The sequence below is a fragment of the Ulvibacter sp. MAR_2010_11 genome (assembly GCF_002813135.1).
In the GTDB taxonomy this organism is placed as follows: Bacteria; Bacteroidota; Bacteroidia; order Flavobacteriales; family Flavobacteriaceae; genus Altibacter.
Genome location: NZ_PHTY01000001.1, coordinates 30,770 through 55,000, shown reverse-complemented (window position 1 = coordinate 55,000; position 24,231 = coordinate 30,770). Strand labels below are relative to the sequence as shown.

Genomic DNA, 24,231 nt, shown 5'->3' with positions numbered 1-24,231 from the left:
TAGTGATTCCGTCAGTAGCGGCGAGCGAACGCGGATTAGCCCAAACCATAGTTGTTACGGCAATTGTGGGGTTGTAGGACCACGAGATTTGATGCACAATGAATTAGAACACTTTGGAAAGAGTGGCCATAGACGGTGATAGCCCGGTATAAGTAAAGCGTGTTATTGATAGTGGTATCCTGAGTAGTGCGGGGCACGTGAAACCCTGTATGAATCAGCCGGGACCATCCGGTAAGGCTAAATACTCCTGAGAGACCGATAGTGAACCAGTACCGTGAGGGAAAGGTGAAAAGAACCCTGAATAAGGGAGTGAAATAGAACCTGAAACCATACGCTTACAAGCGGTCGGAGCGGCTTTAAGCTGTGACGGCGTGCCTTTTGCATAATGAGCCTACGAGTTACTGTTGCTAGCAAGGTTAATCCTTTAAGAGGTGGAGCCGTAGCGAAAGCGAGTCTGAATAGGGCGATATAGTTAGTAGTAGTAGACGCGAAACCGTGTGATCTACCCATGGGCAGGGTGAAGCTGTAGTAACATACAGTGGAGGCCCGAACCCGTTGACGTTGAAAAGTCTTGGGATGACCTGTGGGTAGGGGTGAAAGGCCAATCAAACTCGGAAATAGCTCGTACTCCCCGAAATGCATTTAGGTGCAGCGTTGATTTATAGTTTTATAGAGGTAGAGCTACTGATTGGATGCGGGGGCTTCACCGCCTACCAATTCCTGACAAACTCCGAATGCTATAAAATGTTGATCAGCAGTGAGGGCATGGGTGCTAAGGTCCATGTCCGAGAGGGAAAGAACCCAGACCATCAGCTAAGGTCCCCAAATGTATGTTAAGTTGAAGCAACGAGGTTGGATTGCACAGACAGCTAGGATGTTGGCTTGGAAGCAGCCATTCATTTAAAGAGTGCGTAACAGCTCACTAGTCGAGCGATCCGGCATGGATAATAATCGGGCATAAACATACTACCGAAGCTATGGACTTACATCCTTGAGATGTAAGTGGTAGGGGAGCATTCTATTTGCGCTGAAGGTGAACTGCGAGGTTTGCTGGAGCGGATAGAAAAGAAAATGTAGGCATAAGTAACGATAATGCGGGCGAGAAACCCGCACACCGAAAGACTAAGGTTTCCTCAGCTATGCTAATCAGCTGAGGGTTAGTCGGGACCTAACGCGAACCCGAAAGGGGTAGTGGATGGCCAACAGGTTAATATTCCTGTACCTGCTCACGTTAAAAGTGACGGAGGCGAAAAGATGGTGCGTGCTGACGGAATAGCACGTTGAAGCCAGTGGTAACACGGCGATAGTACACTAAGGCTACGGCTGCGGTGATAATCCATTGTATCGACTTCCAAGAAAAGCGAGTGAAGCAGCCCGTACCCTAAACCGACACAGGTAGTTGGGATGAGAATTCTAAGGTGCTCGAGAGATTCATGGCTAAGGAACTAGGCAAAATCGACCCGTAACTTCGGGAGAAGGGTCGCCCTCATTAAGTTGAGGGCCGCAGTGAAGAGGTCCAGGCGACTGTTTATCAAAAACACAGGGCTCTGCAAAATCGAAAGATGAAGTATAGGGCCTGACACCTGCCCGGTGCTGGAAGGTTAAGAGGAGATGTCATCCGACTTGTCGGAGAAGCATTGAATTGAAGCCCCAGTAAACGGCGGCCGTAACTATAACGGTCCTAAGGTAGCGAAATTCCTTGTCGGGTAAGTTCCGACCTGCACGAATGGTGTAACGATCTGGACACTGTCTCAGCCATGAGCTCGGTGAAATTGTAGTAACGGTGAAGATGCCGTTTACCCGCTGTGGGACGAAAAGACCCCGTGCACCTTTACTATAGCTTAGTATTGACTTTGGATAAGTAATGTGTAGGATAGGTGGGAGACATCGAAGCAGCGTCGCCAGGCGTTGTGGAGTCACTGTTGAAATACCACCCTTTACTTATTTGAAGCCTAACCCATGAATTTGGGGACAGTGCTTGGTGGGTAGTTTGACTGGGGTGGTCGCCTCCAAAAGAGTAACGGAGGCTTCTAAAGGTTCCCTCAATACGGTTGGCAATCGTGTGTAGAGTGCAATGGCATAAGGGAGCTTGACTGAGAGACCTACAAGTCGATCAGGTACGAAAGTAGAGCATAGTGATCCGGTGGTTCCGCATGGAAGGGCCATCGCTCAAAGGATAAAAGGTACGCCGGGGATAACAGGCTGATCTCCCCCAAGAGCTCACATCGACGGGGGGGTTTGGCACCTCGATGTCGGCTCGTCACATCCTGGGGCTGGAGAAGGTCCCAAGGGTTGGGCTGTTCGCCCATTAAAGTGGCACGCGAGCTGGGTTCAGAACGTCGTGAGACAGTTCGGTCTCTATCTACAGTGGGCGCAAGAAATTTGAGTGGATCTGACTCTAGTACGAGAGGACCGAGTTGGACTGACCTCTGGTGTACCAGTTGTTCCGCCAGGAGCATTGCTGGGTAGCTACGTCGGGAAGGGATAAGCGCTGAAAGCATATAAGCGCGAAACCCACCACAAGATGAGATTTCTTTAAAGGGTCGTGGGAGACTACCACGTTGATAGGTCACAGGTGTAAGTGCGGTAACGTACGTAGCCGAGTGATACTAATAACCCGTATGCTTATGTACGTCGTTTCCCTCCAATCTAGGTTGGGGGGAAGCTAACTCTTTTGCATACCTATAATGAGGATCAATTACCTTATTTACATGCATTTTCTTATTTCTTTTTTCAATATGTTAAGATATTTGTCCGCCAATAGCGGACAGTGAATAGTGAACAGTGAACAGTGAATCGAAATTACGACTCACACTTCACCACTCACCACTCACTTACAACTAAGGTGGTTATAGCGACGGGGCTCACCTCTTACCTTTCCGAACAGAGAAGTTAAGCCCGTTTGCGCCGATGGTACTACACTTGTGGAAGAGTAGGTCGCCGCCTTCTTATAAAGACTCAATCATGTAAATGGTTGGGTCTTTTTTTTTGGAGTAAATTTATGCGACGCTTCCACAAGGGGCGTGGTAGTCAAAATTGCCAAAGTGATAGTTTTAAGATACCACTTTGGCAATTTTGACTGTTTTAGTACTATTGAGCCGTCATCTATTTATCCTCATCATTTATTTGATGAGGGTCTTTTTTTTTTGACCCCGTGTCACTTCGACTATGCTCAGTGCAGGCCAGCACGGGATGACAGGACTAACTTCCACAAGTGGTGTGGTAACCAAAACCTTTAAAATTGTACATTCAAAACTACAATTTTAAAGGTTTTGGTTGTTTCATACTATTGAGCCGTCATCTATTTATCCTCATCATTTCATTGAAGAAGGACTTTGAATGGATTCTGAGTCAAGCTCAGAATGACAAAACATCATTGCGACTTCCTGTGAGAGGGATTTTGTACGCTAAATAAGTTGCAAAATCCCTGCTTTTAGCGTTTTATTCTATTGAGCCGTCATGTATTTACCCTCATCATTTATTTGATGAGGAACTTTTTTGTTCCCGTGTCACTTCGACTACGCTCAGTGCAGGCCAGCACGGGATGACAAGACTAAATTCCACAAGTGGCGTGGTGCCAAAATTCTGAGTTTTGTACATTTTATAAGATACAAAACTCAGGATTTTGATGTTGTATATTATTTAGAGCCGTCTACCCTCTTCGGGTTCGGGATGACAAACGTGTCACATCGACTTCACTTCGGCTACGCTCAGTGTGGCAGCTCAGTGTGGCAGCTCCTTGCAGGCAAGTGCGGGATGACGAGCGTATCACTTAGTTCCTAACTCACGGCAAAGGCAGGGCAGTTCATTTTGCAATAGGGATAGCAGCGACATCCCCCCAACTTGATTGGGGGATATAGCGAATAGCCCGACGCTTCGAAGCCGAGCTACTTGGGCGAAGGAGGCCGGCGAAGAAGGGAATTGCCCAAAACAAAATATTCATATCTTTATCATCCTTAAGAAGAAATCGACAAAATCGTCTTATAAGAATAAATTAGTTGCTTCTATTTCCCTATTTTTAGGCTTCAGTTTATGGATGAGATATCTAACCAAACAACTTATGAAAAGAATACTCTTACTTTTATCAATCTTGTGCATCATTTCTTGCGGTGAAAAAAGGTCGGAAGCTAATTTGAATAAAAATGCAGCAACCACCGAGGATGCTATAGCACCCCTTTTTGCGTTTCACGATTCGAACGCCACCAATCTCACCTTTAAAAACACGGTAGTAGAAACCATGGATGCTAATTATTTAAACTATGAGTTTATATACAATGGCAGTGGAGTGGCCACCGGAGATATTAACAACGACGGGTTGCCCGATATTTATTTTGCAGGAAATTCATCGGATGATAAATTGTACATAAATGAAGGGAATTTAAAATTTAAGGATATTTCTGAAACTTCGGGAATAGCCAAATTACAAGGTTGGAGCACGGGTGTGACGATGGTAGATATTAACGCCGATGGTTGGTTGGATATTTATGTATGCCGTTCGGGACCTTCAAAATCAGTGACAGACCTTACCAACAGATTATATATTAATAATAAAGACAACACTTTTACTGAGGCAGCAGCCGAATATGGCCTTGCCAGCGCCGAACATTCCATTCAATCGGCTTTTTTCGATTACGATCTCGATGGAGATTTGGACATGTACTTGTTAAATCATCCTCAGCCCGGTTTTAAGGCTAAAGATGCCAAGGCACATATGATGGAAATTAAATCGGGTAAAATTCAAACCGATGTCTTTTACGAAAATGTGAATGGGAAATTTGTAGACAAGTCTAAAGAAGCCGGTTTGGTCAACTTTGGGTATCGTCACGGAATTGCGATAGGAGATATAAACAAGGACGGTTACCCTGATATTTACATCAGCAGTGACTTTGAAGAACCGGATTTGTTGTGTATCAATCAAGGTAATAAAACCTTCAAAAACGAAATTGATAGTTATTTTGATCATATTTCCTTTAACAGTATGGGAAATGAAATGGTCGATATTAATAACGACGGCCTGTTGGATATTTATGTGGTAGATATGGCCCCCGATGATCATTTTAGATCCAAAGCCTATATGAAATCCATGGATGTTGTAAAGTTTCACGGTCTAAAGAATAATGGCTACCACTCTCAGTATATGTTCAATACTATGCACGTAAATAATGGGAATAATCGGTATAACGAAGTTGCTCAATTTTCGGGAACCGCGAAAACCGACTGGAGTTGGGCCCCACTATTTTTTGATATGGATCACGACGGAGATAAGGATTTGTTTATCACCAACGGAATCAAGGAGAATTTTCTTTTTAGAGATATTCAAATCGAAGTAAATAAGCGGGAACGCTCCGGCTTGCAAACCAGTCTTCAGGATTTATTGCAAATTGTGCCCAGTGATATCTCCGAGAATATTTTTTATCAGAATGATGGAAATGCGCATTTCGAAAATGTTTCAGGAAAATGGGCCCCACCAAGCCTATATAACTCCAACGGGATTGCCACTGCCGATTTCGACAATGACGGGGATTTGGACTTTGTGACCAATAACATGGGAACGGAAGCTACCTTGTACGAAAGTCTCGCAGCGAATTCTATAGGGAAAAACAGTATAAAACTCCGGTTAAAAGGCCCTGCGTTAAACCCTCAGGCGCTAGGCGCTAAAGTTGAAGTAACAACAGAGGTAGGAAGTCAGTGGCAGGAACTATACACCACTCGTGGATATCTTTCTTCTGTAGATCCGGCTATGGTATTCGGACTTAAAGACGCGGCAACTGCTTCGGTTACAGTAATCTGGCCCGATGGAAAAGTCACAACAATTCCTTCGGTAGAAGCCAATAAAACGCATGCTATTGATTACACTTCGGCACAAAAGAGCACAACTAACCTCGCTTCAAATACAGCTTCATTGTTGAAAAACGTTACAAATTCGGGTATTGGATTTCAACATATTGAAGACCGGTTCGATGATTATGCCAAGCAAATATTGTTGCCGCATTCGCAATCTAATGTGGGGCCGGCAATCGTAAAAGCAGACGTAAACGGGGATGGGAATGAAGACCTTTTTATTGGCGGAGCGGCCGGTCAGGCCGGAGTGTTATACATCCAATCTTCTAACGGGTTTTCTGAAAAAACGGGCGATTGGAAACAGGATGCAGCGTATGAAGATACGGGTGCAATTTTCTTTGACAGCGATGGTGACGGCGATATGGATTTATATGTGGTGAGTGGAGGGGCGCATCTTCCGGAAGGAAGTCCCAATTATCAAGATCGTTTATATTTAAATGATGGTGCCGGTAATTTTAAAAAGGCAATTGATAGACTACCTGCCCTTGCAGTGAGTGGACAAGCGGTAGTAAGCTCCGATATTGATGGCGATGGAGATATCGATCTGTTTGTGGGAGGAAGAATTATCCCCGACAAATATCCTTACGCTCCAAAATCCTATTTTCTTATGAATGAGAATGGGCGCTTTACTCAAAAAGAATTAGCAACCAATCAATTAATTGCAGATGCACTTTTCTCAGATTATGACGGTGATGGCGATGAAGATTTAATTGTAGTTGGAGAATGGTCACCCATCAAAATATTTAATAACAATAAAGGAGAATTTACCGAAGCAAAGATTGATGCATTGGCTAACACAACCGGACTGTGGTTTGGCCTGGCACAAAACGATATTGACGGTGACGGCGATATGGATTATTTTGTTGGAAATCTTGGGCTCAATGCAAAATTTAAAGTGAGTGACAAGAAGGAATTTCATATTTATGCCTACGATTTCGACAACAACGGAACCAATGATGTTGTCCTCAGCGGAACCTATCAAGGAAAGTTAGTTCCTTCTCGAGGGAGAGAGTGTTCCTCACAGCAAATGCCGTTTATTAAGGATAAGTTTTTGGATTACCGCTCATTTGCAAATGCAACACTGGAAGATGTTTATGGAGAAAAGCTGAAGGAAGCGCTTCATTACAAGGCAGATATGATGTACAGCGTATTCCTGGAAAACAAAGGAAACGGAAACTTTGAAATTAAGAAGCTTCCTTGGCAGGCACAGCTCTCACCTCTTAGTGGCTTTGCCTTTGCTGATGTGAACAATGACGGAAATAATGAAATAATCACCGTTGGGAATTTATACAATGTTGAAGTTGAAACCGTGAGATACGATGCTTCAAAAGGGAGTGTATTATCCTACGCCAACGGAAACTTTTCGGCAATTCCATTTAAAGAGTCGGGCTTTGCAACCTCCGGGGATGCAAGGGAAGTAATTACCATTAAAAATAAAGAAAGAACCTTGTTGGTGGTGACAAACAATAACGGAAAAGTGGATGTTTTTAGTCTGAATGGAAAAGGGAAGGAAAATCAAAGCATATAAGGATTCTATCCAAACATAGATTTTATAATGGTATTAATTCCTTTAAAACATAGATAAATAGCACCTGCTCCGGCAATAAGCCCCAAAATAAGAGCCAGATAGAACATATAATTATCCTTGTTTAAAAAGGAGAGCGTAAGCAAATACGGACTTAAAAACAGCAATGGCAGGGCCAAAGCCATTTTCTTAATTCCTTTAAGTAATAAGTCTTTATCGGTGTGTTTCATTTTGGTATGCATTTATGGCAGCACGCACATTTTTATGTGTATCCAGTAATTGTTGCGCCGCTGATTCTGAAATTCGGAGCTCATTCATTATCATTCTAATACCGCGATCTACCAGTTTATTATTGCTCAGTTGCATGTCTACCATCTTATTGCCTTTCACTCTTCCAAGCTGAATCATGGTAGCGGTGGATATCATGTTTAAAACCAATTTTTGTGCAGTTCCGGCTTTCATTCTGGAACTTCCCGTGACAAATTCGGGACCTACGATAACCACGACAGGAAATGTTGCGGTGAGTGCTAACGGACTTCCTTCGTTACAGGTTATACAGCCTGTTGCAATATGGTTGTCATTACATTTTTTAAGCGCCCCAATAACGTAGGGAGTAGTACCGGACGCAGCAATACCAATAACAATGTCTTTTTCTGAAATGTCATACTTTTTAAGGTCTTCCCATCCTTGCGTTTCGGAATCTTCGGCAAATTCGACCGCTTTACGTATAGCTCTATCACCCCCGGCGATGATCCCAATAACAAGCTCATGTGAAACACCAAAAGTAGGAGGGCACTCACTGGCATCCACAATTCCTAATCGGCCGCTGGTACCCGCACCAATGTAGAAGAGTCGGCCGCCATTTTTCAATTTTTCGGTAACTTTTTCCGTTAACGCGGTAATCTGAGGTATAGATTTTTCAACCGCAAGCGGAACAGTCTTGTCTTCCTTATTAATATGTTGAAGCAACTCAGGAATACTCATCTTTTCCAGATGATTAAAATTTGAATCTGCTTCGGTGGTTTTGGTAAAACTCATATACAAATTTACGATTCTTTGCAGAATAAGTAATCAATTTATTGAACAGTGTAGGTAAGTGTGGACACTTCAGAAATTCGAAAATAACCCAACGGGAAATTATCGGGCTGCGTCGTATTCACCAGATTTCCGCGAACCGTTGCAGCTTGCGTCTCGAACGGACCATCACTTTGATCAGAACTTTGTTGCAAGAGGACAAACATAAAATTGTAAAAAGAGGCATCTACGCCGTGAAGATAGAACGTTACTTCATCTCCCGCTGAAAGGTCTTCGACCAAATAGTACCCAAAAATGGTATTGCCATCAAAGAACTCATCGTTAAAGGTATCATAGAAATCTCCGCGTTCGCTTAGTCCTTCAAAAAAATAATAATTGTCTGTATTGAGAGGATCGGTAAAAAAAGCTTTCAATTCAATGTCTTCTCCCGAAAATCCACCATCGTTGCGCTGTTCCACGAAGTCTAAAGAAGCGACAGGTTCTAACATTTCTGTAGCGATATATGATTCTCCATTAAAGATTACTTCCAGGGTATACGCAATTCCTGGTTCCACGTTGAAAGGTTCAATCCCGTAATACCCATTTCCCGATCCGGGAAGCACATATACTACTCCGTTATCGTCGGTAATGGTCACTGAAGCATTATTCACATCGGTTGGGCCATTATCAAAGAAAGGTTTGGTGGTTGTGAGACGTACTCTGGCTACAGCATCATTGGTCTCAATATTTTTAGTTACAGACGCATCGATCACTAATTTTGGGGCGCTTTCATTTAGATCGATTTCGATCACCTCTTCGCAGGCGGTAAGGCAAAAAAATACAAGAAGTATAAAGAGGAGTTGCTTCATGATCTAAAATTTAAAATTATATGTGATAGCAGGGATAATGCCGAAAATTGACAAGCGTACCGCCTCATTTTTGTTGATGTTTGTATTCTCTCTGAAAGAAATTGAAGCGGCGTTCTTTCTATTGTAGACATTGTAAATGCTAAAGACCCACTCGCTCTTCCAGCTTTTCTTCGAATAGGGTTTGGGAACCCAGCTAGCCGACACGTCCATATGGTGATAGGAGGGCAACCTGCTGCTGTTACGTGCTTCATAAACCGGAACTACAATATCGTTGTAAACGTATTGCCCACTGGGAAAAGTAGATGGTTGGCCTGTTTGGTAGACCATGTTTGCTCCAAAGGACCATTTTTTAGATAGCTCGTATTGGGTCGTCACGCTAATGTCGTGTGTCTTGTCCCATGGAGAATTGTACCAGGCACCGTTATTAATTCCTGTTTCTGAAGGTGTTCTTCCGGGGGTTCGCTGCTCGCTCTTTGAGAGTGTATAAGCAATCCAACCTTTTAGTTTGCCTTCGGTTTTCCTGAAGAGCACCTCCAAACCGTAGGCCCTCGCCTTTCCTTTCAATAATATTTGTTCGACGGCATTATTAGCGATGAGATTGGCGTCGTCTACATAGTCCAATCGATTCTGCACAGTTTTATAGAAGCTCTCAACTTCCAGTGAGTATGACTCGAATGTTCTGAAATAACCCACTGCAACCTGATCGGCTAACTGCGGATCGATGTATTTCCCACTGGGGGCATAAATATCGAAAGGGGTGGGAGAAGTAGTATTACTAATAAGATGGATGTACTGCGCCATTCGGTTATAACTTGCTTTCACCGATGCGTTTTCATTTAATTGATAGGCGACGGCGAACCGCGGTTCCAGTTGTGCAAATGCTTTTATGGTAGTGCCTCGGGAAAAGGAAACTGTGTCTATAGGCGTGGCTTTTTGGTAAATCTTTAGAGCGTCGTCGTAGCGTATTGGATTGTCGTCTGCATAGATGTTTAACGCCTCCTGTCCCAGTCTGTTGAAGGTGGAAAGCCGAAGCCCCGCCTGCACTGCCAGCCTATCTGATATTTCAATTTCGGCATCTGCGTAAAGGGCATTCTCAAAAGCATACTTGTCTGTTAGTTTGAAGGGATTGATTCCGGAATCTTCGGTAGTGGGTTTTATATCACCGGGATTGAAGGCGTAGTAAATACTGTTAAGACCATAGCGAAGATCTATTTTTTCTGAAAGAAAATGGGTAAAATCATATTTTAGATTCATGTTTTGGATTCCACTGTCGAAATCGAATTCTACGAATTTAAGTTCCAGCCCGTAGAAATAATCCGAATAGATAAGCGAAAGGTTGCTAAACAATTTATCTGAAAAAAGATGATTCCATCGCAGGTTGAAAGTGGCATTTCCAAAACTATTCGCAAAGCTGTCTGCGATGCTGAAAACATCCCTTCCGAAGTAACCCGAAAGATATAATCTATTATTTTTATTAAGGTTATAGCTTATTTTAGTGTTGAGATCATAGAAATAGGCTATATTATCATTGTTGAATAAGGGTAAAAACAAATGCGCATAACTGCTTCTTCCTCCTACCAAGAAGGAAGCAGAATCTTTTTTTATTGGCCCCTCTAACAGTAATCGGCTTGCTACAAGTCCGATTCCACCATTGGCGCGAAACTCTCGTTTACTGCCGTCCTTCTGATAAATATCCAATACCGAAGAAATCCGTCCACCATAACGGGCCGGAATTCCGCCCTTATACAAGGTAAGGTCCTTAATAGCATCGGGATTAAATACCGAGAAGAACCCGAAAAGATGGGATGAATTATAGAGCGTGGCTTCATCCAGTAAGATCAAATTCTGATCGGCCGCACCACCTCGAACGTTAAATCCACTCGCACCTTCTCCGGCATTGGTCACACCCGGCAATAGCGTGATGGATTTAATCACGTCTGTCTCGCCCAAAACCACCGGGATTTGCCTGATAGTCTCCATGGAAAGCGAGTTGACACTCATCTGGGGTTTTTTGATGTTGAGTCTTTCCACATCAGTTTTTAGGATTACTTCATCCAACTCTTCAGTGTCTATTTTCAAATCGATATTCTGTTGGATATTTTGTCGTAGAGGGAGTGTTATTTTCTGGGTGGCAAATCCTAGGTTGCTATAGAAGATCTCATAATCGCCTTCGGGAAGGGTGATAGAATAAAAGCCATACTGATTTGTTACTGTACCGGTTTGCAGGCTTGGGATGAGTACATTTACACCAATAAGTGTCTCACCCGTATCCGCTTCAGAAACAGTGCCGCTCAAGGTATATCGTTCCTGGGCATGCAAAATTATAGTTCCGAAGCATACCAATACTATAAGAATTTTCTTCAATGCAATTTTTTCTTAAAATAACAATTAAAAAAAGCCTCCGAAGTTTCCGAAGGCTTTTTAACAATGCTTATTGAATAGCGGACAATATCTTATTAAAGGTCTCACTCGGGCGCATCTCCGCATAAACTCGCGATTCATCCGGCCAATAATAACCTCCAATGGAAACCGGATTGCCTTGTGCCAATTTTAATTCTTCAAGGATGCGCCCTTCATTTTCAGCCAGTTGTTGGGCGATAGGTTCGAAGCGTGCTTTTAATGTTGCATCCGTGTTTTGTGTCGCCAATGCCTGAGCCCAATACAATGCCAGGTAAAAGTGACTTCCACGATTGTCCAGTTCATAAACTTTACGCGACGGACCTTTTTTGTTTTCCAGTAACTTTTCGGTGGCTTGGTCTAAAGTTTCAGATAATAGAATTGCTTTCGGATTGTTAAAAGTAGTACCTAAATGCTCCAGGGAAACTGCAATTGCTAAAAATTCACCCAATGAATCCCATCGCAAATGCCCTTCTTCTAAAAACTGCTCCACGTGTTTGGGAGCAGAGCCTCCCGCACCGGTTTCAAATAAACCGCCGCCATTCATTAATGGTACTATAGATAGCATTTTTGCACTGGTTCCCAATTCGAGAATAGGGAAGAGGTCGGTTAAATAATCCCGCAACACATTTCCGGTGACTGAAATAGTATCTTTTCCTTCTCGTACACGTTCCAGGGTATATTCAGTAGCCTTTTCGGGAGAAAGAATTTTTATATCCAGACCATTTGTATTGTGATTTAGAAGGTATTTTTTTACTTTTTTAATGATTTGTGCATCGTGCGCCCTGTTTTCGTCTAACCAAAAAACAGCCGGATTTCCGGTAGCTCTTGCGCGGCTCACAGCAAGTTTTACCCAGTCCTGTATGGGTAAATCTTTTACCATACACATTCTCCAGATATCACCTTTTGAAACCTCATGTTGCATAAGGACCTTTCCATTTGCATCAATTACTTGTACTTTTCCATTTTCAAGGATTTCGAATGTTTTATCGTGCGAGCCATACTCTTCGGCTTTTTGGGCCATAAGGCCTACGTTGGGCACGGTCCCCATAGTTGTGGGATCGAAGGCTCCGTGTTTTTTACAAAAATCAATGGTGGATTGATAAACCGCCGCATAACTGCTATCGGGAATCACAGCCTTGGTATCTCTTTTATTACCTTTGGCATCCCACATTTGTCCCGAATTGCGAATCATGGCAGGCATGGAAGCGTCGATAATCACATCGCTGGGGACATGAAGATTGGTAATTCCCTTGTCACTGTTTACCATCGCCAGATCGGGATTGGAGGTCATTATTTTTTGAATTTCGTCTTCAATGGCCTTTCTTTGGTCTGAAGGTAATTCTTCCAACTTACTGGTTAAATCTCCAAAACCATTACGAACATCAACGCCTAATGCTTCAAATGTAGCTTGGTATTTATCAAACAATTCAGCAAAATAAACCTTTACGGCATGGCCAAAAATAATGGGGTCGCTCACTTTCATCATAGTCGCTTTCATGTGCAGTGAAAACAAAACCCCTTTGTCGTTGGCATCTTTTATCTGTGCTTTTAGAAAGTCTATCAAGGCCTTTTTACTCATTAGGGATGCATCGATAATTTCACCTTGCAATACGGCAACCGATTCTTTTAGTACAATTTCATGACCGGCATTGTCATGCAGAATAATTTTCACTGCACCTTCATTTTCAATAGTAACCGATTTCTCGTTGTGCATAAAATCACCATGGTCCATTGTGGAAACATGTGTTTTAGAATCGCTACTCCAGGCACCCATACTGTGTGGGTTCTTTTTGGCGTAATTTTTTACCGCTTTTGGTGCGCGACGATCACTGTTACCTTCTCGAAGTACCGGATTTACGGCACTCCCTTTAATTTTATCGTATTTGGCTTTTATAATTTTTTCATCCTGTGATTTTGGATCTTCCGGATAATCGGGCAGGGCGAAACCCTGTGATTGCAATTCGGTTATCGCTTCGGTGAGTTGCGGAATAGACGCGCTTATATTCGGTAATTTAATGATATTGGCTTCCGGTTTTTTGGCAAGTTCCCCTAGTTCGGTCAAGGCATCGGGTACTTTTTGTGCGTCGGTAAGGAATTCAGGAAAAACAGCGAGAATTCTTCCGGCCAATGAAATATCACGCGTTTCTATAGTAATATTGGAAGGGCCGGTAAAAGCTTTTAAAATAGGAAGTAAGGAGTGAGTTGCAAGAAAAGGAGCTTCGTCTGTTTTGGTATAAATTATTTTGGCGGTTTTTGTCATTGAGCTATTTTGTTTTTAGGGAATCTGCTTTGTCTGAGCTTAGGTATTTTGAGTTGCAAATATAACGATTTGCAAAGGGTTTTAAAAGCCGCATCGGATGATATTTTAAGAACCTCTTTTAAGCAAGAAAAGCCATAACACTGTATTGCTACATTGCTATGGCTTCTTGTGAAACACATCGTTACCAACTATCCGCCGAAGGCGAATCTAGGCAAGTTTATTATACCCTTGCAGTTGTGATTTGTTTCAAAGAGATTTGTTTTTTCAGAACGGCTAACCGAAGTTAACACTAGTCTCAAAATACAGTCTCCAACTCCTTTTAATCTCAACCCTAACCATTACAAGAATCGTTAGCGTCTCAAACAATTAAAAAAAGCATATAAAGAACGTTACTTTATTGTCAATCCGGCTGTAACACCATTTTGATATTGCTAATGTAATACAGAAACCGTAAAATGCAAGTTTTATAAGCCGGTAAATATTAACGATTTATAAACGAGGGTTATTAACATTTGTTCATAAAAAAAGCGGTCTGTGTAAGACCGCTTCTTTGTAGACTATGATGCAAAAAATTAGCTTCTTTTCTCTCTAATTCTCGCTTTCTTACCGGTAAGACCTCTAAAGTAATAGATACGTTTTCTACGAACGCTTCCGGTTTTATTGATTTCAATTTTTTGAAGTGCAGGTAAATTCACTGGGAAAATACGTTCAACACCTACTGTACCCGACATTTTTCTAATTGTAAAGGTCTGTGAGGATCCGGTTCCTTTAACCTGAATTACAACTCCTCTAAAGAACTGTGTTCTGGTTTTTTCGCCTTCACGAATTTCATAATACACAGTGATGGTATCCCCTGCGCCAAATTTTGGAAATTCTTTTCTCGCTACAAACTCGTCTTGTACAAATTTTATTAACTCTTCCATGATACTTTGATAAAGATTTATTTAAAACAACATTCACGTATCTCGCCAGTGGTTGAATTAAATCGGTTGCAAAAATAAGCAATTTCTACTATGATGCAATCTTTTAATTACTTTTTTTAGAGCGTTTCCTTGCATTGCTTTAGACAATGTAAGGACCAAGCTTTCGGCTGTATCTCCCAAGCAAGTTGGGAGGATGCCGCCTCTATCTTTAACGCATCTTAATCATCCAGTAAATCGGGGCGACGTTTTTCGGTGTGCTTATGGGCCTCATTTTCACGCCAGGCTTCAATTTTTGCAGTGTTTCCGCTTAGTAAAATTTCGGGAACCTTCCATCCTTTGTATTCGGCCGGACGCGTATAAATAGGCGGTGCCAGTAAATCGTCCTGAAAACTATCGGTCAAAGCGCTGGTTTCATTTCCCAACACTCCGGGAATAAGTCTAATAATCGCATCGCAAACCACTGCTGCAGCCAATTCGCCACCACTTAGTACAAAATCACCTACCGAAATTTCCCGGGTAATAAAATGATCCCGCACCCGTTGATCCACGCCTTTATAATGCCCGCAGAGTATGATTATATTTTCCTTCAGTGATAGCTCATTGGCAATCCCTTGAGAAAATGTAGAACCATCGGGCGTCATGTATATAATTTCATCGTAGTCTCTTTCAGCCTTTAATTGAGAAATGCATTTGTCGATAGGCTCAATCATCATCACCATTCCCGCACCACCCCCAAACTGATAGTCGTCAATTTGCTTGTAATTATTCGTAGAATAATCTCGTAAATTGTGGGTGTGTACTTCCACGAGTCCCTTTTCGATAGCGCGTTTTAAGATAGACGCCTCAAACGGACTTGCAAGTAATTCGGGCAAAACGGTAATGATATCAATTCGCATATTATAAAAATTCCTGTTTCATCTTACAACGCTCAATAGAGCCTTTAGCACGTTCCAAAACACTTTTATCCAAGGTGTTCATCGCCGCCTTTTTGTAATAATCAATGGCTTCGTTCAACTTGCCTTGTTGTTCATACATGATGGCGTATTCGTTATACATTGTGGATTTTGTGATCCCGGGAATATTAATGGCCTGATCCAACAATTCTTTTAATTCGTCATATTTTCCAAGTGTGGACAATAAAATAGAATAGTTATAATAGACAGCGGGATACATCGGACTCTTTTCTAGGCAAAGTTTATAAAGGGTTTCACCCTTTTCGTATTCCTTAAACTTTACTTCATACAAATACCCTAAATGGTTATAGGCTTTCCCAAAATTGGGGTCTATTCCTATTATTTCTTCAAGTTTGTTGGTCGCTTCGTCATAGTGACCATTTTTGATGTCGGTATTGGCTTGGTCCAATAACTCTTCCAATTTTGTAAGGTGATCCATAGTGCGAATTTTAGAATGTAAAAATACAAGAATTAACGTTAATTATACCTCCCATGTAAAGTGATTAACAGCCACATCTTTTTTCCAGCCCAGACGAGTATACAGTTTTTGCGCGGGATTGTCATGATCTGTTTCGAGCGTTAATCCTCTACTGCCTTTTTCAACAGCAAACTCTTTTGCTTTGTTCATCAATGCTTCACCAACTCCCTGTCCGCGGGCTTCAGGACTTACAAATAAATCATTTAGAATATAAGTGCGTTGCATGGCAACAGAAGAATAGCTGGGATATAATTGTGTAAACCCCAATCCGTTATTTTTTTCATCTAAAGCCAAAAAAATAACCGAATCATTTTTTTGAAAGCGTTCACCTAAGTACAATTTTGCGGCTTCGAGGTTGGACTGCTTTTTATAAAAAATTCGGTAGCCATCAAACAATGGAACTAGTTTGTCGATATGGGTTTGGGAGGCTTGGATGATTTTCATAAAAAAATTTATAAACTGCAGTTTCCATCTATGATGTCCTGTCGAGAAGGATTATATGCGTTATGCTGAAAGTGGTAATCTTCTCCCAAGCCATCTCCAATAAAAAGAGTAGTTAAACCGCAAAAATCGGATAATGAACTATTGGAAGTAATATTCAGATCTCTCTCAATGGTCGTTAGATTTTGAAATCCATTCAAGTTTGTTAAACTTGTATTATCACTTATTTGTACATAGCGCGCTGATTTAAGATTGGAAAGCGCATTAATATTGGTCATCACATCATTTCTGGATATAATAAAATTTTCTAATACCCAATTGAGGTTTGAGAGGCCGTCAAGATTTAATAAAGCTTGATTGTTAACTATAATCATTAAACTGACCGTACTAATTTGATTTAACTCGGTTAATTGCAAAACACCTGTAGCTGAAATCGAAATATAGTTAACAGTAGTAATATTTTCTAGACCTTGAAGATTAGTCAAAGCAGGAGTTTTGTTAATACTAAGATGTTCAACAGTTGAAATGTTGCTAATCCCTTCAAGACTATTCAATGAAATCAAATCATTCAAAAAAATATTGAAGGGTTGAATAAATTCATTAATATTTAATAGGACATCAACATTGGTAATTAGTGGGTTTTCTGCTAAAGCAAAATGATCCCCAATTGTTTGGAGATTAAATAATCCATTGATATTTGTCAATGAACTACATTCGCTGATTGTAATACCCCCTACTAATGAATTCAGATTACCCAATCCATCAATATTTGTCAATGCATTGTTCGAATCAATTACTATAGAATATACGTCTTCCAGACTAGATAGACCATTTATATTTTGCAATGAATGATTACGCATAATTGTAACGCGCCTTGCTGACCCAATCCCCGTCAGACCGTCCACATTTTCTAAACTTGGATTGTAATTAAGATATAACTGATTCTCTAAAGTAGTTATATTTTCCAGACTTGAAATTTCTATAAGCGCATCATTATGATCTATAAATAAGGTGTTTATTCCACCAGAAATATTTTCAAGTCCATTTAGTGATTTTAAATTGTTTGTGTAGCTAATAATTATGTTTTTTCCAACTCCTGTCAATGAGTTCAAGGGGCTTAGATCTGTAATGTCTGTATATGTCGAGTTTAACCAACCCCCAATACCCAAAGTTCCTGTGATATGTGTATAATTATTTGCGCCAAATTGTTCTATTTCTTCTTGACTTGTTAAGTGGATGATGCCTTCATACACATTATCTTCATTAATATCGTTCAATGAAATTGAAATGGTTGCATTTTGAGAAATAGCTCCATTAGCAATTTTGATGATACCGGTTATCAATGGATTTACTTCAAAATCAAAATGAGTTGCATTAAGCACTGAAACAACACCGGTAGATGAATCAATTGCGAAAGATTCACTTGGTGTTTGTTGAACGATAGAAAAAGTAACACTGCCTTGATTTGTAGATCCTACTACAGTTCCAATAATTTGACCATTTATGGGATTCTCATTGATCGTAATATTGAGATCGGCAGTTGAAACTACTACTTCTGTTTCTGAATCTTTACTGCATGAAAACAATATTACTGATAAAAAAAGCGTCAAAAATTTAAGACTATAGAAGAGAGCAGACTTCATAAAGATTATTTTTTAATTTTTGGGTACGTAAGATATTAAAATAAAAAAGCCCATCGTTTTTTCAATGGGCTTTTTTTAAGTTATTGAAGAAACTACTAATAATACGTGTATCTTCTTACCTTCGATATATACTTCGCCAATCTAATTACCTGATGGCTGTAGCCATATTCGTTGTCGTACCAAACATACAACACCACATTTTTCCCGTCATTGGCAACGATGGTTGCATTGCTGTCGTAGATAGAAGGAGCCGAAGACCCTACAATATCACTTGATACCAATTCGTTGTTTAAAGAATATTTAATCTGCTCGACCAAATCCCCTTCCAAAGCGTATTTCTTCATCACCGAATTAATCCCGTCGATAGAAGTTTTCGCCTCCAGTTCCAGTTTTAAGATTGCCAAAGATCCGTTGGGAACAGGAACCCGAATAGCGTTCGATGTTAACTTACCTTCAAAAGATGGCAATGCCTTAGATACGGCACTTCCTGCACCGGTTTCGGTAATTACCATGTTTAATGCAGCAGCACGTCCACGGCGGTATTTCTTGTGCATATTGTCGACCAAGTTCTGATCGTTGGTATAGGCATGGATAGTTTCCAAATGTCCTTGAACCACACCAAACGAATCTTCAATCGCTTTTAATACAGGCGTGATGGCATTGGTGGTACAGGATGCGGCCGAAAAGATATCTACCTTGTCCGGGTTGTGCTCCTTATGATTTACACCATGCACAATGTTAGGCACTCCTTTTCCGGGAGCAGTTAACAATACTTTGGAAGCACCTTTGGCTACCAAATGCCTGCTCAAGGCTTCGTGATCTCTAAAAGCACCTGTGTTGTCAATAATTAAGGCATCATCAATTCCGTATTCGGTGTAATCGATGTCTTCAGGCTTATCTGCCGAAATGATATGAACTGTAGTCCCGTTAATTATTAAGGCTTTATTTTCTAAATCGGTACGCACAGTTCCCGGGAAATCTCCGTGAACCGAATCGTACTGAAGCAAAGAAGCTCTTTTTTCTAATATTGTTTGATCAATAGGCCCACGAGTAACTATAGCGCGTAATCGCATCTGATTCCCTTGTCCGGTACGGGTCATTAATTCTCTTGCCAGCAAACGACCAATACGCCCAAAACCATATAAAACCACGTCTTTTGGTGTAATGTTATTGGTTTGCTTTGCATCTTTTAATTTATCACTCACAAAGGCGATAGCATCAGGGTATCGGTTGTCTTCCAAATGATACTCAAAGGTTAATTTACCTATGTCCAGCTTTGCAGGAGGTAAATCCAGAGTCTTGATTGCTTGCGCGATTTCTACAGAATCGAAGATAGAAATGGGCTTTTGTACAAATTCGCCGGCATATTCGTGAAGGTTTAAAATTTCACTTACGTTTCTATCAATTAATTGATTTCTGAAAAGCACCAATTCGATGGATTTGTCGTACCATAGGTCACTAACAATCTTAATAAATTCTACGGTTGCTTTTCGGCGGTCGGTTTGAAAAGACAGTTCTTTTTCATAAACGTCATCAAAACTCATAGTTGTGTGGTTTAAAGGGGTTAAAATTTTTTGCAAAAGTAACTATTTCCTGTATCCTACTGAAGCATATTTGTAAAAATAAATACCCCTCTATAAAATTGATTTAAAGAGGGGTATCTTCTTCAGAAAGAAACAGACTACCTGAAGATGAACGAGTTTAATTGTCCTTGATTATCCACAAAGGTCATTTTAATAGGGGAGTTGTAATCCCTATTACTAATAATGCGCCGTACATCGTCTATATTGTTTACGTTTTCATCGTTTATTTTGGTAATTACAGTCCCGGTTAGGTTGTACTGTGACATTTCACGGGTAATGGGTCGGGTTACAATAACTCCGTTTGAAAGGCCACGATTATTTAACTCGGAAGCGTTTGCATTTTTTACTTCCAGGCCTAAATCGTCAATTTCCAATGTTTCCAACTTAATTAGGGTTACAGGAATGTGTTTTACCTTTCCATTTCGCAATACGGTAACATCGACCACATCGTTAGGGCGCTTGGATCCTAAATAGCCCGAAAGATCGGAGAATTTACTCACCTTATATCCATCCAATTCTGTGATAATATCTCCTTCCTTAAGACCTCCTTTTTCGGCACCACTTCCTTTTTCAACGCCACCAACATATACACCTTCGGTTTCATCTACACCTATCTGATTGGCCACAGCCGAATTTAAAGTACCTCCTGTAATACCCAGAATTCCGCGTTGTACATTACCATATTCCATAATGTCTTCAATCACTTTTCGAGCATTGTTAGACGGCACAGCAAAGGAGTAACCCACATACGATCCGGTTTCGGAAGTAATGGCTGTATTAATCCCAATTAATTCTCCCCGGGTATTAACCAGGGCACCTCCGCTGTTACCACGGTTTACCGCCGCATCGGTTTGTATAAAGGATTGCGGATTGCCGTCAAATTCATTTAAATCGCGAGCTTTGGCACTAATAATTCCGGCAGTTACTGTTGAAGTTAAATTAAAAGGATTCCCTACGGCCAGTACCCATTCGCCTAATTTTACATCATTGGAATTCCCGAAAGGTACATAAGGAAACTCTTCATTGCTCTTCAACTTAATTAAAGCGATATCGGTTTTTGGATCGGTTCCCACCAATTCGGCACTGTAGGTTTTATTATTATTGAGGGTGACAGACAACTCCGAAGCATTGGCAATCACATGATTGTTGGTTACAATATATCCATCGGCGGAGATAATTACGCCACTTCCCGAGCCCACCATCTCTCTGGGAACACCTCTTCCGCTAAAATATTCCATCATACTTCTGGGCTGGGTGGTAATAGTTTTGTTTTTTACGTGAACAACCGCATTCACTGTTTTTTCGGCAGCTTCTGTAAAATCGATACCGGCAGAGGACATAGCATTATTCGAATAATTAACGGGGATAAACGATGGGGTTTCTGTTTCAGAAATTATTGAAACGTCATTTGATTCAACAAAAAGTTTATAACCTCCCAATGTTAAAATGCCGGCGAGAGCGGCGACCATAAATAATCGAAGTGTTTGTTTCATCTTAATATTACTTTACATTATACATTACTTAACTTATTAATAGACGATTCTATTTTATGAATATTTCATATTTAACGTGCTTTTAACAACCTTAAAAAAACGAAACTAGCCGCGGCTTTTCATACCTTTGCCTACATGGAGTTCGGCTTTTTTAAATATCAAGGAACCGGGAATGACTTTGTCATACTCGATAATCGTCTGCAAGTATTCCCCAAAAATAATACCAAATTGGTGGCACAGCTTTGCGACCGCAAATTTGGCATAGGAGCAGATGGCCTTATCCTGCTGGAAAAGCATCCTACGGCTCATTTTACAATGGTATATTACAACGCCGATGGCAACCCAAGTTCCATGTGTGGGAATGGTGGACGCTGTATTACGCATTTTGCAAAATATCTAAATATTATTGATAAGAAGGCAGTTTTTGAAGCAGTAGATGGAATGCATGAAGCGACTATTGATAATGACATTGTATCGCTTAAAATGAACAATGTTCCCTTTGTTTCTGTTGCCGATGGTTATACTTTTCTCGATACAGGATCTCCGCACCATGTACAAATTGTCAGTAATTTAGATACTTTCAATGTTTTTTCTGAAGGAAGAAGACTGCGGAATGATCTCTACGGAAAAGAAGGAGCCAACGTAAATTTTGTGGAAGCCATTAAAGATGACATTTTCGCCGTACGTACTTACGAAAGAGGCGTGGAAGATGAAACGCTATCCTGTGGGACAGGAGTTACTGCCGTGGCAATTGCATTGTTTGAAACAGGTATAGCTTCAGCAAATAAGGTACAATTGCAGACACCGGGTGGAATCCTTACCGTAACATTTACCAAGACCTCCTCGGGATACGAAAATATATATTTAATAGGACCGGCAGTACAGGTTTATAAAGGAACCTGGTCATGAAAACATTAACCGGAAAAAAGATTATACTACGTGCGTTGGAGCCAACCGATTTAGATTTCCTGTATATTTTGGAGAACGACGAAGAGGTCTGGGAAGTTAGTAACACAACAACTCCGTATTCAAAATTCGTTTTAAAACAGTATCTGGAGAATGCTCATCGTGATATTTATGAAGTAAAACAATTGCGATTGGCAATTTGTATGACAGCATCAGAACGTCCGTTAGGGTTTGTCGATTTGTTCGATTTTGACCCTAAACACAATAAGGTAGGAGTGGGAATAGTTGTATTTGGAGAAGAAAACAGACGAAAAGGTTTTGCGTGCGAAGCGTTGCAGCTTATCTGTAATTATTGCTTTACGCATTTAAATATGCACCAGGTCTATGCCAATATTACGGAAGATAATAAAGGAAGTATCGTGTTGTTTGAAAAGGCAGGCTTTGTACAATCCGGCGTAAAAAAAGACTGGATTCTTTCGGAAGGATCCTACAAAAACGAACTGCTTTTTCAATTACTTCGTTAAAAGAAATTGATAAAAAAGAATGATATTCTTACCGGTTAAGTGTTAACTTTTACTTTTTTCGTAAATCGTAAATCGTAAATCGTAAATCGTAAATCGTAAATCGTAAATCGTAAATCGTAAATCGTAAATCGTAAATCGCAATCGCATGTATTTAAAAAAAATTATTTGGGGAATTGTACTGCTGGGATTGGTTGCCATGGCTGCCTTCGCCTACTTTGTATACAGTAGTGTATTTGTCTCAAATACAGGTTTTAATAATGAAGAGGCACATGTTTATATAGCCACGGGTTCTCGCTTTAGTGATGTGATAGACGAATTACGCCCCTTAATAGACAACCCAATTACTTTTGAAGCGGTTGCAAATAGAAAAGGTTATCCGGCCAATATAAAACCGGGGCATTTTATCATCACCAAGGGAATGAACAATAACGATATTGTAAATACCTTACGATCCAAGAACATTCCTATAAAGGTGAAGTTTAACAATCAGGAACGCTTAGAAAATCTGGCGGGTCAAATTGCCAATCAGATAGAAGCTGATAGTATTTCTTTACTTGAAGCCATGCGGGATACAACCTTTCTGAAGGATACCGGTTTCAATGAGCATACCGCATTGGGGATGTATATTCCCAACACCTATGAGTTTTATTGGAATACTTCAGCCGAAGGATTTCGCAATCGTTTGCGTACAGAATACAACGCGTTCTGGACCGAAGAACGGTTACAAAAAGCAAAGGCTATTAATCTCACCAAAGATCAGGTGTTGTCCTTGGCAGCCATTGTTCAAAAGGAAACTGCCAAGGTTGAGGAACGCCCTCGTGTTGCCGGTGTTTATATCAACAGACTAAAAACGGGAATGCTCCTACAAGCCGACCCTACAGTTATATATGCCAAAAAGAGAGCAGAAAAAGACTTTGATCAGATTATAAAACGTGTTTTGTATGTCGATTTGGAAATTGACTCACCCTACAACACCTATAAATATCCGGGAGTACCACCCGGTCCCATTGCAATGCCCGATATCACTTCCATAGATGGTGTACTTAATTACGAAAAACACGATTATTATTATTTTGTAGCCGATGTTACCAACTTTGGATATCATAAATTCGCTAAAACGTATGCCCAACACAATGTAAACAAAGCCGAATATGTGCGATGGGTAAATGCCAACGGGGTGAATAGATAATAAATACCTCATTGTCAACGATTATATTGCAATAGGTTTTCAACAAAATTATAAGTGACTTTTCTTTCGGGTGGGTTCTGACTTCCATTTATCTCACCTTTTCACAAATCTTCAGCAATTTTATACTTTAAAAATTTTGTTAATTACTCCCTACTTCCTTTTGAAAAACAGACAGCTTTTTTTGTAAAT

Annotated in this window: 16 protein-coding genes and 2 rRNA genes (1 of these 18 running past the window's edge); 6 read left to right on the top strand and 12 right to left on the bottom strand. The window is 40.7% G+C overall.

Annotated features, from left to right (window positions below):
- From ATE92_RS00220 to ATE92_RS00210, 3 genes are all read left to right on the top strand, one after another.
- Positions 1-2,632, top strand: a 23S ribosomal RNA gene (locus ATE92_RS00220); it begins 212 nt to the left of the window's first position.
- A 209-nt stretch (positions 2,633-2,841) separates the two neighbouring features.
- Positions 2,842-2,949: ribosomal RNA gene (gene rrf, locus ATE92_RS00215) — 5S ribosomal RNA — on the top strand.
- A 1,111-nt stretch (positions 2,950-4,060) separates the two neighbouring features.
- Complete coding sequence (locus ATE92_RS00210) at positions 4,061-7,369, top strand: VCBS repeat-containing protein (RefSeq protein WP_198515577.1); 3,309 nt, start codon at positions 4,061-4,063, stop codon at positions 7,367-7,369.
- Positions 7,370-7,374: 5 nt separating this feature from the next.
- On the opposite strand, the gene ATE92_RS00205 is transcribed toward ATE92_RS00210, so the two are convergent.
- The 12 genes from ATE92_RS00205 to ATE92_RS00150 form a co-directional block, all read right to left on the bottom strand.
- Positions 7,375-7,596 (bottom strand): DUF6095 family protein, encoded by a 222-nt coding sequence (locus ATE92_RS00205; protein WP_100801789.1) that lies wholly within the window; start codon positions 7,594-7,596, stop codon positions 7,375-7,377.
- The gene (gene murQ, locus ATE92_RS00200; RefSeq protein WP_100801788.1) at positions 7,580-8,404 is read right to left on the bottom strand and encodes an N-acetylmuramic acid 6-phosphate etherase; all 825 of its coding nucleotides are present in this window, start codon (positions 8,402-8,404) and stop codon (positions 7,580-7,582) included. Before murQ ends, ATE92_RS00205 begins: the two co-directional genes overlap by 17 nt.
- Before the next feature lie 38 nt (positions 8,405-8,442).
- Positions 8,443-9,249, bottom strand: coding sequence for a DUF4249 domain-containing protein (locus ATE92_RS00195; RefSeq protein ID WP_100801787.1), 807 nt, complete (start codon positions 9,247-9,249; stop codon positions 8,443-8,445).
- A 3-nt stretch (positions 9,250-9,252) separates the two neighbouring features.
- Positions 9,253-11,619, bottom strand: coding sequence for a TonB-dependent receptor domain-containing protein (locus ATE92_RS00190; protein ID WP_369819729.1), 2,367 nt, complete (start codon positions 11,617-11,619; stop codon positions 9,253-9,255).
- 61 nt (positions 11,620-11,680) lie between these two features.
- A complete protein-coding gene (locus ATE92_RS00185) occupies positions 11,681-13,909 on the bottom strand; it encodes an NADP-dependent isocitrate dehydrogenase (RefSeq protein WP_100801785.1) in 2,229 nt (742 codons plus the stop codon).
- 572 nt (positions 13,910-14,481) lie between these two features.
- The gene (gene rplS / locus ATE92_RS00180; protein ID WP_100801784.1) at positions 14,482-14,832 is read right to left on the bottom strand and encodes a 50S ribosomal protein L19; all 351 of its coding nucleotides are present in this window, start codon (positions 14,830-14,832) and stop codon (positions 14,482-14,484) included.
- 218 nt (positions 14,833-15,050) lie between these two features.
- Positions 15,051-15,728, bottom strand: a complete 678-nt coding sequence (gene trmD, locus ATE92_RS00175) for a tRNA (guanosine(37)-N1)-methyltransferase TrmD (RefSeq protein ID WP_100801783.1) — start codon at positions 15,726-15,728, stop codon at positions 15,051-15,053.
- Between the two features lies 1 nt (position 15,729).
- Positions 15,730-16,224: a tetratricopeptide repeat protein gene (locus tag ATE92_RS00170; protein ID WP_100801782.1), complete on the bottom strand. Its 495-nt coding sequence runs from the start codon at positions 16,222-16,224 to the stop codon at positions 15,730-15,732.
- Between the two features lie 42 nt (positions 16,225-16,266).
- A complete protein-coding gene (locus ATE92_RS00165) occupies positions 16,267-16,707 on the bottom strand; it encodes an N-acetyltransferase (protein WP_100801781.1) in 441 nt (146 codons plus the stop codon).
- A gap of 8 nt (positions 16,708-16,715) precedes the next feature.
- Positions 16,716-18,347: a cadherin repeat domain-containing protein gene (locus tag ATE92_RS00160; protein ID WP_157809508.1), complete on the bottom strand. Its 1,632-nt coding sequence runs from the start codon at positions 18,345-18,347 to the stop codon at positions 16,716-16,718.
- A gap of 95 nt (positions 18,348-18,442) precedes the next feature.
- Entirely contained in the window at positions 18,443-19,891 is a 1,449-nt protein-coding gene (locus tag ATE92_RS00155) for a glyceraldehyde-3-phosphate dehydrogenase (RefSeq protein WP_100801779.1), read from the bottom strand.
- Between the two features lie 137 nt (positions 19,892-20,028).
- Entirely contained in the window at positions 20,029-21,423 is a 1,395-nt protein-coding gene (locus tag ATE92_RS00150) for a trypsin-like peptidase domain-containing protein (RefSeq protein WP_100801778.1), read from the bottom strand.
- Between the two features lie 135 nt (positions 21,424-21,558).
- Here ATE92_RS00150 and dapF point away from each other — a divergent pair, with 135 nt between their 5' ends.
- The 3 genes from dapF (at position 21,559) to mltG (ending at position 24,042) form a co-directional block, all read left to right on the top strand.
- The gene (gene dapF / locus ATE92_RS00145; protein ID WP_100801777.1) at positions 21,559-22,332 is read left to right on the top strand and encodes a diaminopimelate epimerase; all 774 of its coding nucleotides are present in this window, start codon (positions 21,559-21,561) and stop codon (positions 22,330-22,332) included.
- Positions 22,329-22,853, top strand: coding sequence for a GNAT family N-acetyltransferase (locus ATE92_RS00140; RefSeq protein ID WP_100801776.1), 525 nt, complete (start codon positions 22,329-22,331; stop codon positions 22,851-22,853). Before dapF ends, ATE92_RS00140 begins: the two co-directional genes overlap by 4 nt.
- A gap of 145 nt (positions 22,854-22,998) precedes the next feature.
- Positions 22,999-24,042, top strand: coding sequence for an endolytic transglycosylase MltG (mltG, locus tag ATE92_RS00135; protein ID WP_100801775.1), 1,044 nt, complete (start codon positions 22,999-23,001; stop codon positions 24,040-24,042).
- Positions 24,043-24,231: the final 189 nt, after the last annotated feature.